Source organism: Psychrobacillus sp. L4, from assembly GCF_042944905.1.
GTDB lineage: Bacteria > Bacillota > Bacilli > Bacillales_A > Planococcaceae > Psychrobacillus.
Genome location: NZ_CP168496.1, coordinates 1,181,786 through 1,199,708, shown reverse-complemented (window position 1 = coordinate 1,199,708; position 17,923 = coordinate 1,181,786). Strand labels below are relative to the sequence as shown.

The window sequence follows — 17,923 nt, the reverse complement described above, 5'->3', positions numbered from 1 at the left end:
TCAACTAAAAAGTTATTAATCATTGAAAGAGCTGTGGAGCTTTTCGCCAAAAACGGCTTTGAATCTACCTCAGTACAAGAAATAACGGAAGCTTGCGGTATTTCAAAAGGTGCATTCTATTTATACTTTAAATCAAAGGAAAGTTTGCTCTTTAGCATTTTCGAGGTTTTTATTGATAAAGTTTCTAAAAAAATTGTGAGCGTTTTTGAAATGGATAGTTCACCGAAAGATAAACTGGAACTTTTCCTATGTATTCAATTTGAAGAAATAGATCAATACTCCGATTTTATTTTAATGCTATTAAGAGAACAAACAAAACCCGATGAAACTGAACTATTCGTTTTAATGCAGCAAATGGATACACAGCTAAATGATACCTTGAAAGAGTTGCTTGTGGGGGCATATGGAATAACGATCAAAAGACATATCCCTGATATGACGATTATGGTAAAGGGACTTATTAAGGGTTATGTTGAATTAATTATTATGTATAATAGAAATTTCGACTATAAAAAGTTGGCTAATTTTCTCCTTTATAGGATTGATTCATTAGTTTCGGGGTTGACAACTCCTTTTTTAGAAGAAGACTTTATATTGAAAATAGACGACAAAAAAACTACTTGACGATGAAAAATTCATCCATCAAGTAGTTTTTTTCTTAAAATTTTATTTTGAAAGGATATGGATTGGATGACCCATAACAACCTCTGCAGCTTCCATTGCAATTTCTCCAAGTGTTGGATGTGCGTGAATTGTCATAGCGATATCTTCCACTGTCATACCAGCTTCAATTGCCAAACCAAGTTCAGCGATCATATCAGAAGCTCCTTGACCTACAATTTGTGCCCCAAGAAGTAACCCGTCTTCTTTACGGGAAACAAGTTTTACAAAACCGTCTGTAGCATTAAGTGCAAGTGCACGACCGTTTGCTCCGAATGGGAATTTCCCAGCAGCAACGTCGTAGCCTTGCTCTTTTGCTTGAGCTTCATTTAAACCAACCGTAGCCATTTCTGGATCTGTAAAGCATACTGCTGGAATAGCTAAGTAATCGACAACAGAAGATTGACCAGCGATTGCTTCTGCAGCAACTTTTCCTTCGTAGGATGCTTTGTGTGCAAGTTGAGGACCAGCCACAATATCACCTATCGCATAAATATTGCTAATGCTTGTACGGCATTGTTTATCTACTTCAATTAAACCGCGTTCCGCAAATTTAATACCTAGTTCTTCTAGACCCATTTCATCCGTGTTAGGACGACGACCTACAGTAACTAATACATAATCAGCTTCAACTTTTTTCTCTTCTCCGCCAACTTCATATGTTACTACTACGCCAGTTTCAGTTTCTTCTACACCCTTTGCAGAAGCTTTCACTGCGATTTCCACACCTTTTTTCTTCAAGCCTTTTTTAACGATAGTTGTCATTTGTTTTTCGAAGCCAGCTAAAATGTCATCGCCGCCTTCAATAATTGTTACATTAGATCCTAAGTTAGCAAATGCAGAACCTAGTTCAGTACCAATATAACCTCCACCGATAACTACTAATTTTCCAGGTACTTCAGGTAAACTTAAAGCTCCTGTTGAGTTAATTACACGTTTTGTATATTTAAAAGTTGGAATTTCCACTGGACGTGATCCAGTAGCAATAATCACATTTTTGAAAGTATAGGTTTGTGCAGATTTGTCGTCCATTACACGGACAGTGTTTGCATCAACAAAGTAAGCTTCGCCCATCGCTACGTCGATTTTGTTTCCTTTTAATAAACCAGAAACACCGCTCGTTAATTTTTTTACAACGCTATCCTTGAAAGCTTGAGCTTTTGAAAAGTCAATTTTCACGTCAGTTGCTGTAATACCCATGTCATCTGAATGTTTTGCTTGTTCAAAACGATGTCCAACAGAAATCAATGCTTTTGATGGAATACATCCAACGTTTAAACAAACGCCGCCAATATGTTCTTTTTCTACTATTACTACTTTTTGTCCAGTTTGTGCAGCACGAATTGCAGCTACATATCCCCCGGGACCTGAACCAATTACTAAAGTATCTGTTTCAATCGGGAAATCTCCTACTACCATTTTTTACGCCTCCATTAATAATAATTCAGGACTGCTTAGCAAACGTTTAATATGGTTCAACGCATGTTGAGCAGTCGCACCGTCGATCATGCGATGATCAAAACTCAAAGATAATGCTAACACAGGAGCTGCTACAATTTCACCATTTTTTATGACAGGTTTTTCTGAAATTCGTCCAATTCCAAGTATAGCAACCTCTGGATGGTTAATAACTGGAGTAAACCATTGGCCACCCGCAGAGCCGATATTTGTAATAGAACATGAAGCACCTTTCATCTCAGAAGGTGATAATTTTCCATCACGAGCTTTTCCTGCAAGCGTGTTAATTTCATCTGAAATAGCAAATACCGATTTACGATCCGCATGTTTAATAACAGGAACGAGTAATCCTTTGTCTGTATCCGCAGCAATTCCAATATTGAAATAATGTTTTTGAATAACTTCACTAGTTGCATCATCATATGATGTGTTCAACTGCGGGAATTCACGTAAAGTACTTACTAATGCTTTTACTACATATGGTAAGTATGTTAACTTAATATTTTTCTCAGCGGCAATGTCTTTGAACTTTTTGCGATGAACTACTAGTTCTGTTACATCCACTTCGTCCATTAATGTCACATGAGGAGCAGTGTGTTTCGAATGTACCATTGCTTTTGCAATTGCTTTACGTATACCCGACATTTTTTCGCGCGTTTCCGGGAATTCACCTTCTAATGAAATCGGAGCAGAAGTTTTTTCTTCTACCTTCGTTTCTTGTAGTGTTTCTTCCCCTTGCGTTTCTGTTGTAACTTCAGCCAGTTTTTGATCACCTGATAAGAATGCTTCGATATCTTCTTTAAGAATACGACCATTTTTCCCAGAACCAGAAACTTCTGCGATATTTACTTCGTTATCACGAGCAAATTTACGTACAGAAGGCATAGCGATTATACGTTTGCTACCTTTTGCTTCTTCTTTTGGCAATTCTTTCGTTGCTTCTTTCTTTTCTGGAGCTTTTGTTGCTTCTTTATCAATCGTTTGTCCTGCTTCTGCTGTAGATTGCACTTGTGCTTCTGTTTTTTCAGCTGCAGCTTCGTTGTCATGACCTTTAAAATGCAAATCTTCATACCCAGGAGCATCTAATCGTATAAGAACGTCTCCAACTACCGCTACTGTACCTTCGCTTACTAAAACTTCCGTAACTTTCCCTTTAACAGGGGAAGGAATTTCAACGACAGCTTTATCGTTTTGGACTTCGCACAAAATATCATCTTCTGCTACTTCGTCTCCTGCTTTTACAAACCATTTAACGATTTCGCCTTCATGTATACCTTCTCCGATATCCGGTAATCGAAATTCAAATGCCATAGTAGTCACCCTTTCTATTTATAAATTGTATTATTAAAATGTTAATACTTTTTTAGCTGTTTCTACTATATCCTTCACTCCAGGCAACCAAACTGTTTCCGCTTGAGAGAATGGGAATACTGTATCTGGAGCTGTAACACGTAATACTGGTGCTTCTAAGCTTAAGATAGCTCTTTCCATAATTTCTGCTACTACGTTTGCAGCAATACCAGCTTGTTTTTGTGCTTCTTGAACGACCATTGCACGACCCGTTTTTTCCACAGACGCAATAATTGTTTCAATATCAAGTGGTTGTATTGTACGTAAGTCCACAACTTCTACAGAGTGACCTTCTTTTTCTAACTCTTCCGCAGCTTTCAAGCTTTCATGGACCATTGCACCGTAAGAAATAATTGTTAAATCAGTTCCTTCACGTTTTACATCCGCTTTGCCAAGTGGGATTGTATACTCTTCTTCTGGAACTTCCCCACGGAATGAACGATATAATTTCATATGTTCCAAGTAAATAACTGGATCATTGTCACGAATAGCTGAGATCAATAAACCTTTAGCATCGTAAGGTGTAGAAGGAATAACAACTTTTACTCCAGGAGTTGATGTCATTAGTAATTCTAAGCTATCTGCATGCATTTCAGGTGTATGTACTCCACCGCCAAAAGGTGAACGAATCGTTACAGGTGCATGAAATGCTCCTCCTGTACGGAAACGCATACGAGCAAGTTGACCACTAATCGAGTCCATTACTTCAAATACAAAACCAAAGAATTGAATTTCAGGAACCGGGCGGAATCCTTGTAGAGATAGACCTACTGCTAAACCACCAATACCAGATTCTGCTAGAGGTGTATCAAATACGCGATCTTCTCCAAATTCTTTTTGTAATCCCTCTGTCGCACGGAATACTCCTCCGTTAACGCCTACGTCTTCACCGAAGACTAACACGTTTTCATCGTTTTTAAGCTCTGTACGGAGTGCTTCCGTAATTGCTTGAATCATCGTCAATTGTGCCATCGGTTACTTCGACTCCTTCTCTGTATAGTAAGCTAATTGCTCATCTAAATTATATGGGTTTTCATCATACATAATATTAATCAAATCCGTTACTTTTTGCTTTGGAGCACTATCTGCTTTCTTTATAGCCTCTTTAATCTCTTCTTTTGCCTTTTCAATAACTTCTGCTTCTTTTTCTTCATTCCATAATCCTTTACCTTCTAGGTAAGTACGGAAACGAACAAGTGGATCTCTCTTTTCCCAAGCAGAATCTGTTTCCGATGTACGGTAACGGGTAGGGTCATCCCCAGCCATTGTATGTGGGCCATAACGGTAACAAACAGTTTCTATTAAAGTTGGACCTTCCCCGTTAATCGCACGATCTCTTGCATCTTTTGTTACTGCGTAAACAGCTAAAGGATCCATCCCATCAACAAGTACACTTGGAATACCTGCAGCAATACCTTTTTGTGCAATTGTTTTTGCTGCTGTTTGTAATTCGCGTGGTGTTGAAATAGCATATTGATTATTTTGAACGATAAACACTGCAGGTACACGGAATGCTCCTGCAAAGTTAATACCTTCATAGAAATCACCTTGTGATGATCCGCCGTCACCAGTGTACGTAATTGCAATCGCTTTCTTTCCACGCTTTTGCATACCAAGTGCTACTCCAGCAGCTTGAATAAATTGTGCTCCGATAATAATTTGAGGTGGAAATACATTTACGCCTTCTGGAATTTGGTTCCCCATGAAATGTCCACGTGAGAACAAGAAAGCTTGCCAAAGTGGTAAACCATGCCATACGATTTGAGGTACATCACGGTAACCAGGTAATATAAAATCCTCTTTTTCAAGTGCAAATTGGGAAGCTAATTGAGAAGCTTCTTGTCCTGCAGTAGGAGCATAAAAACCTAAACGTCCTTGACGATTTAAAGAAATAGAGCGCTGATCTAGAATTCGTGTATAAACCATACGACTCATTAATTCTACCAATTCTTCATCTGATAGGTTTGGGTTAGCTTCTTCGTTTACAATTGTTCCTTCTTCGTTCAAAATTTGGAACATTTCAAACTTTTCTTCAATCTCTTGAAGCGTTTTCTTTGGATCTAACTGCGTTGAATTGTTTGCAGCCATAATAGCAACTCTCCTTTTCTTCTGTATTAAAATTTCTTATTCTACATAGTGATACAACAATACTTCTTTTTCAGTATACTCAAGATTAAAACTTCGGTCAATCATCCAAAACGAAGGTTTTTCTTTGAAAGAAAATTCAAAACCATTCACCCTGTACTAGTCAATAATTAAGTCTGTATTATATCAGACTATGAATTTAGTATTAATGTATAACACAAAAAGCAACCGTATAATAGGCTGCTTTCATTACTTATCCCCTTTTTGTAACGAAGCAAAAACTGCCTCTTTTACTTGGTTTAATTGTGTGGTAAGCTCGTTAAATTTGTCTACGGCTTTTTGGACAAGTTCGTTCTGTTCATTTACTTGTTTTACTTTATCTTGAATCGTTTTTACTTCCGCGTCATCCGCTATTAACATGTTATATAACTCATCTTGCAAATTGGCAAGAGTATTATATTGTTCGGTTAGAGCATCGTAAGCTGTGTATCTATTTTTAAATGCTTCTTCCATTTTTTTTAGATTGTCTTTTTCGGACTCATCTTTCGTATTTGAAATAAGCGTTTCAATACCGACCATTTTTTCAGACGCTTGTTTAATAGATGCAGCTTCTTTCTTCACTAATTCCAAACGCTTATCCAAAAGCTTTGCAGCTTCATCTACTTGTTTTGTCAATTCCTCTTTTTGATCTTTCGTTAACTCCATCATGCTTTGAAAATTTTCTTGTTCTTTTTTCTCCGTGTCGTTTAGCTCTGATTGCACATCTCTATAATCAGATTCTGATTGGTAAATTTCTGTTAAGATATTCGATAACTTTTCTTGCGTAGTCTCCCCAAATGAGCATGCAGACAATAATATAACCAAGCTCACGGTTACAATATATTTCATTTTTTTCATAAAACACCCTCCTATATTCATTTCACTATAATTGTTCTAGCTTCTAATTTCAACTGATGAGTTGGCTCTTTTTGTTTAGTTAATGGACATTTTTCGATATAATAGAAATAAGAACTTTGAAAGGACGATTCAAATGATACTAATGAAAGACATTGTGAGAGATGGCCATCCCACTCTCCGTAAAAAAACAGCAGAAATGACTTTCCCATTATCAATGGAAGAGCAGAAGCTAGCATCCGATTTACTAGAATATGTGATAAATAGTCAAGACGATGAATTGATTGAAAAATACATGCTAAGACCTGGGATTGGCATTGCTGCTCCACAAGTGGATGCTGAAAAAAGAATGTTCGCTCTACATTTAACAGATGAAGACGATAATTTAGTAAGTTTTGTAGCAGTTAACCCCAAAATTATTAGCCATTCTGTTGAAAAAACATATATCTCTGCAGGAGAAGGTTGTTTATCTGTAGATGAAGTAATTGAAGGGTATGTACCAAGATACGCACGAATTACAGTAACGGGCTTTTTCCCAGACGGGACCCCTTTTAAAAAACGTTTAAAAGGACTGACAGCCATTGCTTTTCAACATGAGCTGGATCATCTAAACGGCATTATGTTTTATGACCATATAAACAAAATTAATCCATATGCAGAAATACCAAACTCGATACCGTATGACAGAGCATAGCACTAAAACTTAAGACGCCCATTAATCTAGTGCAAATGGGCGTCTTACCTATTATTCGTTTAGTTCATTAATTCTCGGCATGGCGGACAAAGCCCCAAATTTTGTTGCACAAATGGCTCCAAGCTTGTTGCCAAATACAATATAAGCTATCCAATCATCTTTTGTTTTTGGTTTTCCTTTTAAATGAATCTGCCTAAGTATACCTGCCATAAATGCATCTCCAGCACCTGTCGTATCCACGGGCTCAACTTTATTCACTGGGATATGTGTGACTTCCCCATCCATGACCGCATAAGTACCTTCTTCCCCTACCGTAATAAGTATTATTGGAATTCGATATTTTTGTATTTTCTCAATTCCTGCTTTTAGTGTTTCCATTTCTGTCAAAAATGAAAGTTCTTCTTCTGTTAATTTCAATAAATCTACTTGTGAAAAAAAAGATAGGATCGTTTCTCTACAAAGTTCTTCACTTTCCCATCTTAATTGGCGAATATTCGCATCAAAAGACAACAACCCATTCAAACTCTTTACTTTAGCCACTATCTTTCTAGTAGTTTTAAGCGCTATTGGATGAAATAAAGTTCCGGAGCAAAAATGAAAAACAGATGCCTTTTGAAAGGCTTCCTCCTCTAAAGTAGAAAATTCAACTTGAATGTCCGGTGTTTCGTCCACATAAGTATGAAAAACTCGATCATTATTTTCGGTCAAATGAACATATACGCCACTTACCCTTTTTTCGGGGATCATTTTTGCATAGGAAAGATCTACTCCTTCTGCTGCAAGTTCAGTAGTAACAAACCTGGAAGTAGCATCTTCTCCTGTCACGGTGATAAATGAGGAAGACGCTCCTAGTCGAGAAATACCAGCTGCTACATTCACTGTTGCTCCTCCTAAAAACTTTGAAAATTGTTTATTACTCGAATCATCTGCTATATAGTCCACAAATGCATCCCCATAAATTAATACATGTTTCTTTGGTGAATTGTTCATTTGTATCTCCTTAATAATTATTGAATGAGCTGTAATTTCTTTAAAGCGTTTATAAGACCATTTTCGGAAACATGATTTGTAATAAATGTCGCATGTTTTTTTAACTCTTCTACGGAATTCCCCATCGCTACACCAGTGCCTACATATTCAAGCATTTCTATATCATTTAAACCGTCGCCAAATGCAATAGCGTCTTCTGCTGATTTATTTATATACTTCAATAATAATGCGATTCCTTTCGCCTTTGACACCCCTTTAGGTAGAACATCACAAGATACTCGATGCCATCGAACAAACTTTAAATTCGGAAATTCCTTCTCATATTCCTTTTGATCATTAGAATCACCAAAGATTAGAGCTTGATGAATATCATTCGCTACAAAGAAATTTTCTTCTGTTCGAGGCAATGATATTTTCAAAGAAGAAATACTCTCAAATACATCTGGATGATCAAGTATATTTGAGACAAATTCATCGTTATCCATATAAACTACTGGTTGCTCGCGTTTTTTTGCGAAATCAGTCAATTGTTGTAACTCTTTCTTCCCTATAACACCTTTATGTATAACTTTGCCTTTAAATTGAACGATTTGACCATTATAACAAATGAATGACTCAATGTTTAATTGATCGAATATAAACTTTGCTGTAAATAGAGCCCTCCCTGTCGCAATGACAATTTCATGTCCATTTTTCTTTGCTTCATTTATTGCTTCTTTTACACCAACCGGTATATTTTTTTCTTCATCTAAAATTGTTCCATCAATATCAAAAAACAAAATTTTATTTACCATAAAAAAATTCCTCTTTTCATAATGCTAATTATTTGACTTTTCTGTTTAATTCCTTTACATAATTCAAAATCGCGTATATAATGAAGTGCAAGGAGTGGGTGGCCATGTTGAAACGCCTGAAAAGGAAATTGTTGAGACGGCTCGGTGGAATGCTTAGAAAAAAAACGATCGCATAAATTTTTATGCCCTTCATATTTTGGAGGGCTTTTCTTTATTTTAAATAAGCGTCGTGATAATATAAAGAGAATTGATTTATTTTGAACGTGAAAAAGGAGAGTATAAAATGATTTATAAAGTTTATTATCAAGAGAATGCACTAGAAGTACCAGTTCGCGAAAACACAAAAAGTTTATACGTAGAAGCAGAATCAGAACGTGAAGTACGTTCTACCCTGAAAGATCGTAAGTATAATATCGAATTAATTCAACTACTTGAAGGTAATCATTTAGAATACGAACAAGCTAGTTTGGATTTTAAAGTTGAGAAGATATAATCTATGAAATTTGTAAAGAATGATCAAACTGCAGTTTTCGCCCTCGGCGGACTAGGCGAAATCGGCAAAAATACGTATGCTGTTCAATTTCAAGATGAAATTATACTAATTGATGCTGGCATTAAATTTCCAGAAGATGATTTATTGGGAATCGATTATGTTATCCCAGACTACACATATTTAGTAAAAAATGTGGATAAGATTAAAGGTCTTTTTATTACACATGGTCATGAGGATCATATTGGTGGGATTCCTTATTTATTGAAGCAGATCAATGTACCTGTTTATGGTGGGAAATTAGCGCTTGGCTTACTTCGCAATAAATTAGAAGAACACGGTCTACTTCGTCAAACTAAAATGAATGTTATCGAAGAAAATGATGTCATTAAGTTTAGAAAAACTGCTGTTAGCTTTTTTAGAACGACACATAGTATTCCTGATGCTTACGGAATTGTAGTAAAAACACCACCTGGTAATATCGTACATACAGGTGATTTTAAATTTGATTTTACTCCTGTTGGAGAACCAGCAAACTTGACCAAAATGGCTGAAATCGGAAGTGACGGCGTTCTATGTTTACTTTCAGATAGTACAAATGCTGAAATTCCAAACTTTACAATGTCAGAACGTAAGGTCGGGGAGAGTATGGATTCCATTTTCCGAAAAGTAAATGGTCGTATTATATTCGCTACTTTTGCTTCGAATATTCATAGACTTCAACAAGTAACAGATTATGCTGTACAACATAACCGTAAAATTGCTGTATTTGGAAGAAGTATGGACAATGCCATTACAATCGGGAGAGAGCTTGGCTATATAACTGCACCGAAAGAGACATTTGTAGATGTGAGCGCATTAAATCGTTTACCTGCAAATGAGGTGTTAATTTTGTGTACCGGTAGTCAAGGTGAACCTATGGCCGCTCTATCACGTATCGCAAATGGGACACATCGACAAATTCAAATTCAGCCTGGAGATACTGTCGTATTCTCTTCTTCTCCGATTCCTGGTAATAGATCGAGTGTCAATCGTACAATTAACCTGCTTTACCGGGCTGGAGCGGAAGTAATACACGGTTCTCTGAATAATATCCATACATCTGGACACGGTTCTCAAGAGGAACAAAAGCTTATGCTTCGTCTAATGAAACCTAAATTTTTCATGCCAATTCATGGTGAATATCGTATGTTAAAAATTCATACAGAACTTGCAATTGACTGTGATGTTCTTCCTGAAAATACATTTATAATGGATAACGGAGATGTGCTTGCTTTAAGTGCAAATGAAGCACATGTAGCAGGTCGAATCCCTTCTGGAGATATATATATTGATGGAAGTGGTATTGGCGACATTGGTAATATCGTGCTTCGTGATCGTCGAATTTTATCTGAAGAAGGACTAGTAATTGTAGTAGTTAGCGCAGATATGGAAAAGAAAAAAGTCGTTTCTGGTCCTGATATTATTTCCCGTGGATTTGTTTATATGCGTGAATCAGGAACAATGATCAATGAGGCACAGCAAATGTTAAACAAGCATTTACGCTTTACCATTCAAGATAAAGAAATTGAATGGTCCGAATTAAAAAACGAAATTACAGATGTATTAAGTCCTTATCTGTATGAAAAAACAAAAAGACGTCCAATGATTTTACCAATTATCATGGAAGTTTAAGACAAACGCACGCGCCTTTTAGGTGCATCTTGTGTTTACTATTTCTAGAGTGCTTTGGACGAAACATTAGCTACACTATTAACGAAGAATTTTATGGAGGATCTGGAAGTGACTGCGTCACTTCCAGATCCTCTTTTTTCGGTAATCTTGTGGCGGATGTTTGTCCGTCGCCCTCTTGTAATATGTAGAGACAAGGTACATAAGGTTTGGATAATGAGAGAATAAATCCTTTCCTAGTCTTTTAAAAGCGTACGAAGATGCAATTTCGTACGCTCAGCGCTTCTTTATCTATAGATGCTATCTATATTTTTCAGGTTCGACCAACTCTAATCATCTGCCCACTTATTCAGGTATACTGTGGACGCTAAATGTAAAAACAAATAGGAAATTCTGCGTAAAGTAGTCGCTATCAAAAAGCGCTTCAAGTGGTTGTGAATACTCGATTTTTAGTATATCAATTTCATATACTTACTTCTTAAGTACTACTCACTTAATGGATTGTAGTGAAAGGTGGCGACTCCAGCGGGATGCCAACAGGATGTTGGTCACGAAGGCGTTGCCACACGATGTGGCGCTCTTAGCCTTTGTTTCTATGTTAGACAGATGAGCCATCACAAACGACGCGAATGCGGTGATGGCTCATCGCTCACCCCGCGGAAAGCGTCCACCTGAAACGAAAATCCGCGTTATAATTTAATTCTTTAAAATACTATGAACACTGGTTTCGCGGGACGATTATCCATATACTTTAATCTTTAAGAAAAACACAGGCTTCCTTTAAGTGCATCTTGTCTTATCAATCCCCAGAGTACTTTAGACGATACAAGTAAAAAACAAATTAAACAAACTCAACTTTTACCGAGTTTGTTTACAGTTTAAAGCGCCACCCTTTGGGATGGCGCTTTTGCTATTACTTTTACGATAGTACCTTCTTCTCAAATCGATTAATATCTACATCTGCACCAATGATAATGAGTACATCGTTTAATTGGAGCTGCTCATCTGCTTGTGGAGATACAATTATATTATTACCCCTTTTCACAGCAACAATATTAATGCCATATCTCGCACGAATATCTAAATCGATGATAGAATAGCCTGCAATTTTCTCATTCACTCTTATCTCCATAATCGAATGCTCATCCGAAAGCTCTAAGTAATCAAGAACATTATTAGAAATGATATTATTAGCAATACGAATTCCCATATCTCGCTCTGGATGTACTACTTGATCCGCACCAATCTTACGAAGTACTTTTTCGTGGTAATCATTCTGAGCTTTTACAGTAATTTTTTTAACTCCTATTTCTTTTAACATTAATGTCGTTAAAATACTAGATTGAATATCATCACCTATTGCAATAATGACGTGTTCAAAGTTTCGAATACCTAATGACTTCAACGTTGCTTCATCTGTCGTATCTGCTACAACAGCCTGCGTTGCAATCGAACCAAATTCATCTACCCGTTCCGGAACTTTATCAATTGCCATCACATCAGCGCCTTGATTTACTAATTCTCTTACGATACTTCCTCCAAATCGACCTAATCCAATGACAACAAATTCTTTTTTCACGCCAATGCCTCCCTACAATTCGAATGAACTAAGTTTACCATAAGAAAACGAATAGTAGATAGGCTTTGTCTCTCAAATTTTTAGTTCATTCATGAGTAGTATTAGACGTCTTTCCAGCATTTGCATTCCGTTTTCACCGGATTGATAATGCCTTAGTAGGCCTTTCTTATCAAACAAGTAATACGCGGGAACTATTCTATTTTGAAACATGTTCGTTACAACCAGGTCATGATCAAGGCAAATAGGATTTGTCATGTTCATTTGCATAGCTGTTTGATGAACGAGATAATCATTTGCATCTTCTGAGGTTCTCGGCATATGAATACTTATTATTTTAAACCTTTCCCCGTATAAACTTTTCCATTTGTGGAGATATGCCATTGTACTTTTACATTGATGACAACTTACTGACCAAAAATGAATAAGTACAGGTACATCACCTATGATCTGCTCTTTTGTTACTTGACCATTAATCCATTGTTGACGTCGTGGAAATTCGGGAAACTCCTCTCTTAACTTCAATTAAGTCACTCCTTCTTTGTATAGTCCTCAGCTATTGTATGCATTTAATATAAAACTGACTGTTCTCAGGTCAAACTTGGTAAAGTGAAAGGAACCAAATTTATAGCTTCACTCTCTAATCGATAAACACAGCAATATTTTTTTGATAAAATATAAAAAAGTTGTTAAAGTAAACTTAAAGTTGTGTTAAAATAAACTTTGTTTGAAAATAGGACGTTAAATCACTTTTAAAGGAGTCACCAAATGTTTCCAAATATTCAAATAGGGAAGAAGATTAAACGATTACGCCTAGAAAAGGGACTTACCCAAGAAGAACTAGGCGAAAGAACAGATCTTAGTAAAGGTTTTATTTCTCAACTAGAAAGAGATATTAATTCACCCTCTATCGAAACGCTTTTTGCGATATTAAGTGTGTTAGGTTGTAAACCAAAAGACTTTTTTAATGATGAACATGCATGTACAAAAGTCGTTTTTTCCATAAAAGAGCAAATAATTTTTGAAGATGATGATAAAAATTATAAACTAAAATGGCTTATTTCAGAGTCCAATGAAAATGAAATGGAACCAGTTCATATTACTTTAGGGAAAAATGGCCAGTTCAAACAATTTGAACCTTCGCTTTCTGAGACATTTATTTATGTGCTACAGGGGGACATCAAACTTACACTTGGAAAGCAGTATTATACAGCTACAAAAGGGGAAGCTATTTACTTTGAAGCTTTTGATGAGCATTTGTTAGAAAACGCATCCGAAGAGGAATCACAAGTTATTTATGTTGTTACAAATTCTTATTTATAAGAAAAAGTTCTAGAATATATACGTACATAAATAGAGAGATCGATAATTTATTATTAAAAATTGGAGGATTATTATGTTAGACACATCTATTATTCGCTTCGAGAATGTTTCAAAATTCTACGACGCAGATACAAAGGTATTAGAAAGTATTAATTTTGAATTAGAACGCGGCAAATTTTACACTTTATTAGGACCATCAGGTTGTGGGAAAACTACCATCCTGCGATTAATTGCAGGATTTATGCAGCCTTCCAGCGGTAACATTTATTTCAATGGAAAACTAATCAATAACGTCCCTGCTAATGAACGCCAAGTAAATACTGTCTTCCAAGACTATGCATTATTCCCTCATTTAAATGTATTTGAAAATGTTGCATTTGGTCTTCGTATTAAAAAATTAGGCAAAAAAGAAATTGAACAAAAAGTTCTAGAAGCACTTAAATTTGTCAACTTAAGTGGTTATGAAAACAGAGAAATTGCTGAAATGTCAGGTGGACAGAGACAACGGGTTGCAATTGCACGAGCGATTGTAAATGATCCAGAAATTATCTTACTAGACGAACCTCTTTCTGCTTTAGATTTAAAGCTTCGTTCAGAAATGCAATATGAACTTCGTGAATTACAGCAACGTTTAGGGAAAACATTTATATTTGTTACACATGATCAAGAAGAAGCGCTCGCAATGTCGGACGAAATTTTCGTGTTGAACGCAGGACATATTGAACAAAGTGGAACTCCAATGGATATTTACGATGAGCCTATTAACCGATTTGTTGCAGATTTTATTGGAGAATCTAATATTGTTTCTGGCACAATGGTGGCGGACTTTCGACTACAAATTGGTGGGAAAGAGTTCGAATGTGTAGATAAAGGACTCACTCCAAACGAACATATTGATGTTGTGATCCGACCAGAGGATTTAGAAATTACAAGCGTGGAAAAGGGAAAGATGAAAGTTAAAGTGGATACGCAATTGTTTAGAGGGGTACATTATGAACTTTCAACCTATGATGATGAAGGAAATGAGTGGCTTGTACATTCTACTAAAAAAGCAGAAGTTGGCGAATTCATTGGCTTAGATTTCGATCCAGAATCAATCCATGTTATGCGATTGAATGAAACAGAAGAAGATTTTGATAAACGTTTAGAATCCTACGGAGAAGACACTTATGCAAACTAAAAATACAAAGTCTTTTTATTTAGTACCGTATTTTGCATGGATTGTGTTATTTGTCATAGCACCTATTGCATTAGTCACTTATTACTCCTTCTTTGATTTAAACGGGAATTTTACAATAGAAAACTATAAAAACTTCTTCACATCTATTTATTTAACATTGACTATTAGTTCTTTCTGGTATGCTTTTTTAATAACGTTATTTTCTTTAATAATTGCTTATCCAACTGCATATTGGCTGACAAAAACGAAGCATAAGCAATTATGGTTATTGTTAATCATTATTCCTTCTTGGATTAATTTACTTCTTAAAACGTATGCTTTCATTGGGATTTTCGGTTTATACGGGCCAATTAATGCATTTTTACATGTGTTTGGCATTGGAAGTAAACAAATATTATTTACGGATTTTAGTTTTATCTTTGTATCTGTTTATATTTTCATTCCATTTATGATTTTACCTATTTTTAATGCGCTAGATAAGTTAAATCCTTCTTTCATAGATGCAAGTAGAGATTTAGGGGCGTCTAGTTGGACAACCTTTACAAAAGTAATTTTCCCTTTAACAATAAACGGTGTTAAAGCAGGGATACAAGCAGTATTTATTCCTTCCCTTTCCCTCTTTATGATTACTCGATTAATCGCTGGGAACAAGGTTATTACTTTAGGAACTGCGATTGAACAGCAATTTTTAGTTACACAAAACTGGGGAATGGGTTCAACCATTGCCGTTTTCTTAATCATTTTTATGGTTATCATTATGATCATTACAGGTCATCGAGATAAGGGGGCTACTTCTCATGGAAAAAATAAGTAAGTCAGCGAAGCTATACTTAGCCCTCGTTTTTATCGTGTTGTATGCGCCGATTCTCTATTTAATCTTTTATTCATTTAACAGTGGCGGCGCTATGAATAATTTTGAATCTTTCACATGGGAGCATTACGCAGCTGTATTTTCAGATACTCGTCTCATCATGATTCTTATTAATACGGTTATCGTCGCTTTATTATCTGCACTACTAGCAACGATAATTGGTGTTTTCGGTTCCATTGGCATCGTTTATATGCGAAATAAGTCAATCCGTAATTCCATTTTATCGCTAAATAACGTGTTAATTGTTAGCCCTGATGTAGTAATTGGGGCTTCCTTCTTAATCTTGTTTACGATGCTTGGTGTTAAATTGGGATTTGCATCTGTGCTGATGTCACATATTGCATTTAGTATTCCAATTGTTGTATTGATGGTATTACCAAAGCTACAAGAAATGAACAGTTCATTAATTGATGCCGCTGCGGATCTTGGTGCAACGAGACGAGATATTTTCACACGCGTTATTATTCCTTTTATAAAGCCAGGGATATTTGCAGGATTTTTCATGGCACTTACTTACTCATTAGATGATTTCGCCGTCACCTTTTTTGTAACAGGTAATGGGTTTAGTACTCTTTCTGTTGAAATTTACTCGATGGCACGTACAGGAGTTACATTAACGATTAATGCACTCTCTGGGATTATTTTTATCGTGACACTTATTCTAGTTGTGGGTTATTACTTTATTAATCAGCGCGGGAAAAACCCTGTAGGAATGGGGGGACGAAAATGAAAGACATTATAAATGCGATTGTTTCTATTGTAATTGTATGTGTTTTACTATTTGTTGCAAATGATTATTTGGATAAAAGCTCTGGAAAAGCTGGTAGTGATACAGTTACGATTTATAACTGGGGAGAATATATTGATCCAGATCTAATTAAACAATTCGAAGAAGAATCTGGATACCGAGTTATATACGAAACGTTTGATTCCAATGAAGCAATGATGACGAAAATCGAACAAGGTGGGACTTCATACGATATTGCCATACCTTCTGAATATGCAATAGAAAAAATGAAAAAAAACCATTTGCTTCTACCAATCGATCATTCCAAAATCCCAAACCTAAAAAATATCGATCCATATTTTTTAAATTTATCCTTTGATCCCAAAAATGAATTTTCTCTTCCCTATTTTTGGGGAACTGTAGGAATAGTTTATAATCCTAGCCTTCTTGATGGACAAACGTTCGAAAGCTGGGAAACACTGTGGGATCCATCCTTAAAAGGGCAAGTTCTACTAGTTGATGGTGCCCGAGAAGTAATTGGTATGGGATTAAATAGCCTTGGTTATTCATTAAACTCAACAGATGATAAAGAACTACAAGAAGCATCTGCTAAGTTGAAAAAGCTTACTCCAAATGTAAAAGCAATTATTGGGGATGAAGTAACTCAGTTAATGGTTAATGGGGAAGCCCCTGTTGCGCTTACTTGGTCTGGTCAAGCTGCAGATATGATGTCAGAAAATGAAGCTTTAGACTATGCTGTACCAGAGGAAGGATCCAATTTATGGTTTGATAATATGGTTATTCCTAAAACAGCTGCCAATATAGAAGGTGCTCATGCCTTTATTAACTTTATGTTAAATGCAGAAGTAGCTGCCCAAAATGCGGATTACGTTGGTTATTCCACTCCCAATAAAGCAGCAATGGGATTAATGGATGAAGAAGTTACTTCCAATGAGCGTTTTTATCCTACAGAAGAAATGCGTGATAACTTAGAAGTATACAATGATCTTGGTCCTAAGATGCTTGGTAAATATAACGAGTTATTTTTAAAGTTTAAAATGGGGACAAACTAATATCTAGAATCGTCTGCTTAAGGACGATTCTAGATTTTCTTTTGGTAAATAAGCAATTTAAAATTGTTCGTGACACGAAAGTTTTTA

The 17,923-nt window shown here is 36.0% G+C and carries 18 protein-coding genes; 9 read left to right on the top strand and 9 right to left on the bottom strand.

Going from position 1 to position 17,923, the window contains the following annotated elements; genetic code table 11:
• Positions 1-33: 33 nt before the first annotated feature.
• Positions 34-624 (top strand): TetR/AcrR family transcriptional regulator, encoded by a 591-nt coding sequence (locus ACEPXG_RS05550; protein WP_391208296.1) that lies wholly within the window; start codon positions 34-36, stop codon positions 622-624.
• Positions 625-666: 42 nt separating this feature from the next.
• On the opposite strand, the gene lpdA is transcribed toward ACEPXG_RS05550, so the two are convergent.
• The 5 genes from lpdA to ACEPXG_RS05525 all read right to left on the bottom strand — a co-directional run bounded on the left by lpdA (position 667) and on the right by ACEPXG_RS05525 (position 6,450).
• Positions 667-2,079, bottom strand: a complete 1,413-nt coding sequence (lpdA, locus tag ACEPXG_RS05545) for a dihydrolipoyl dehydrogenase (protein WP_391208294.1) — start codon at positions 2,077-2,079, stop codon at positions 667-669.
• 3 nt (positions 2,080-2,082) lie between these two features.
• Positions 2,083-3,429, bottom strand: coding sequence for a dihydrolipoamide acetyltransferase family protein (locus ACEPXG_RS05540; protein WP_391208292.1), 1,347 nt, complete (start codon positions 3,427-3,429; stop codon positions 2,083-2,085).
• A 33-nt stretch (positions 3,430-3,462) separates the two neighbouring features.
• Positions 3,463-4,440, bottom strand: coding sequence for an alpha-ketoacid dehydrogenase subunit beta (locus ACEPXG_RS05535; protein WP_391208290.1), 978 nt, complete (start codon positions 4,438-4,440; stop codon positions 3,463-3,465).
• Positions 4,441-4,443: 3 nt separating this feature from the next.
• Complete coding sequence (gene pdhA, locus ACEPXG_RS05530; protein ID WP_391208288.1) at positions 4,444-5,556, bottom strand: pyruvate dehydrogenase (acetyl-transferring) E1 component subunit alpha; 1,113 nt, start codon at positions 5,554-5,556, stop codon at positions 4,444-4,446.
• A 246-nt stretch (positions 5,557-5,802) separates the two neighbouring features.
• Positions 5,803-6,450, bottom strand: coding sequence for a YkyA family protein (locus ACEPXG_RS05525; protein ID WP_391208286.1), 648 nt, complete (start codon positions 6,448-6,450; stop codon positions 5,803-5,805).
• Positions 6,451-6,583: 133 nt separating this feature from the next.
• On the opposite strand from ACEPXG_RS05525, the gene def reads away from it, so the two are divergent.
• Entirely contained in the window at positions 6,584-7,141 is a 558-nt protein-coding gene (gene def / locus ACEPXG_RS05520) for a peptide deformylase (protein ID WP_391208284.1), read from the top strand.
• 51 nt (positions 7,142-7,192) lie between these two features.
• On the opposite strand, the gene ACEPXG_RS05515 is transcribed toward def, so the two are convergent.
• Positions 7,193-8,131 (bottom strand): carbohydrate kinase family protein, encoded by a 939-nt coding sequence (locus tag ACEPXG_RS05515; protein WP_391208282.1) that lies wholly within the window; start codon positions 8,129-8,131, stop codon positions 7,193-7,195.
• Between the two features lie 17 nt (positions 8,132-8,148).
• Positions 8,149-8,925: a Cof-type HAD-IIB family hydrolase gene (locus tag ACEPXG_RS05510; RefSeq protein WP_391208281.1), complete on the bottom strand. Its 777-nt coding sequence runs from the start codon at positions 8,923-8,925 to the stop codon at positions 8,149-8,151.
• Between the two features lie 283 nt (positions 8,926-9,208).
• Between ACEPXG_RS05510 and ACEPXG_RS05505 the strand changes: the two genes are divergently transcribed.
• The gene (locus tag ACEPXG_RS05505) at positions 9,209-9,418 is read left to right on the top strand and encodes a DNA-dependent RNA polymerase subunit epsilon (RefSeq protein WP_391208279.1); all 210 of its coding nucleotides are present in this window, start codon (positions 9,209-9,211) and stop codon (positions 9,416-9,418) included.
• A gap of 3 nt (positions 9,419-9,421) precedes the next feature.
• Complete coding sequence (rnjA, locus tag ACEPXG_RS05500; RefSeq protein WP_391208278.1) at positions 9,422-11,089, top strand: ribonuclease J1; 1,668 nt, start codon at positions 9,422-9,424, stop codon at positions 11,087-11,089.
• 916 nt (positions 11,090-12,005) lie between these two features.
• Here the strand turns inward: rnjA and ACEPXG_RS05495 are convergent.
• Together ACEPXG_RS05495 and ACEPXG_RS05490 are read right to left on the bottom strand one after the other, a co-directional pair.
• The gene (locus ACEPXG_RS05495; protein WP_391208276.1) at positions 12,006-12,665 is read right to left on the bottom strand and encodes a potassium channel family protein; all 660 of its coding nucleotides are present in this window, start codon (positions 12,663-12,665) and stop codon (positions 12,006-12,008) included.
• 72 nt (positions 12,666-12,737) lie between these two features.
• A complete protein-coding gene (locus ACEPXG_RS05490; RefSeq protein ID WP_391208274.1) occupies positions 12,738-13,187 on the bottom strand; it encodes a thioredoxin-like domain-containing protein in 450 nt (149 codons plus the stop codon).
• 255 nt (positions 13,188-13,442) lie between these two features.
• On the opposite strand from ACEPXG_RS05490, the gene ACEPXG_RS05485 reads away from it, so the two are divergent.
• From ACEPXG_RS05485 to ACEPXG_RS05465, 5 genes are all read left to right on the top strand, one after another.
• A complete protein-coding gene (locus ACEPXG_RS05485; protein ID WP_391209784.1) occupies positions 13,443-13,985 on the top strand; it encodes a helix-turn-helix domain-containing protein in 543 nt (180 codons plus the stop codon).
• A 73-nt stretch (positions 13,986-14,058) separates the two neighbouring features.
• Positions 14,059-15,165, top strand: a complete 1,107-nt coding sequence (locus ACEPXG_RS05480; RefSeq protein ID WP_391208272.1) for an ABC transporter ATP-binding protein — start codon at positions 14,059-14,061, stop codon at positions 15,163-15,165.
• Positions 15,155-15,979 carry an ABC transporter permease gene (locus ACEPXG_RS05475; RefSeq protein ID WP_391208270.1) on the top strand — a complete coding sequence of 275 codons (825 nt, stop codon included), beginning with the start codon at positions 15,155-15,157 and terminating at the stop codon, positions 15,977-15,979. The genes ACEPXG_RS05480 and ACEPXG_RS05475 overlap by 11 nt, the downstream gene beginning before the upstream one ends.
• Positions 15,963-16,766: an ABC transporter permease gene (locus ACEPXG_RS05470; RefSeq protein WP_391208267.1), complete on the top strand. Its 804-nt coding sequence runs from the start codon at positions 15,963-15,965 to the stop codon at positions 16,764-16,766. The genes ACEPXG_RS05475 and ACEPXG_RS05470 overlap by 17 nt, the downstream gene beginning before the upstream one ends.
• Positions 16,763-17,836: an ABC transporter substrate-binding protein gene (locus ACEPXG_RS05465; RefSeq protein ID WP_391208265.1), complete on the top strand. Its 1,074-nt coding sequence runs from the start codon at positions 16,763-16,765 to the stop codon at positions 17,834-17,836. Before ACEPXG_RS05470 ends, ACEPXG_RS05465 begins: the two co-directional genes overlap by 4 nt.
• The last annotated feature ends 87 nt before the right edge of the window (positions 17,837-17,923 follow it).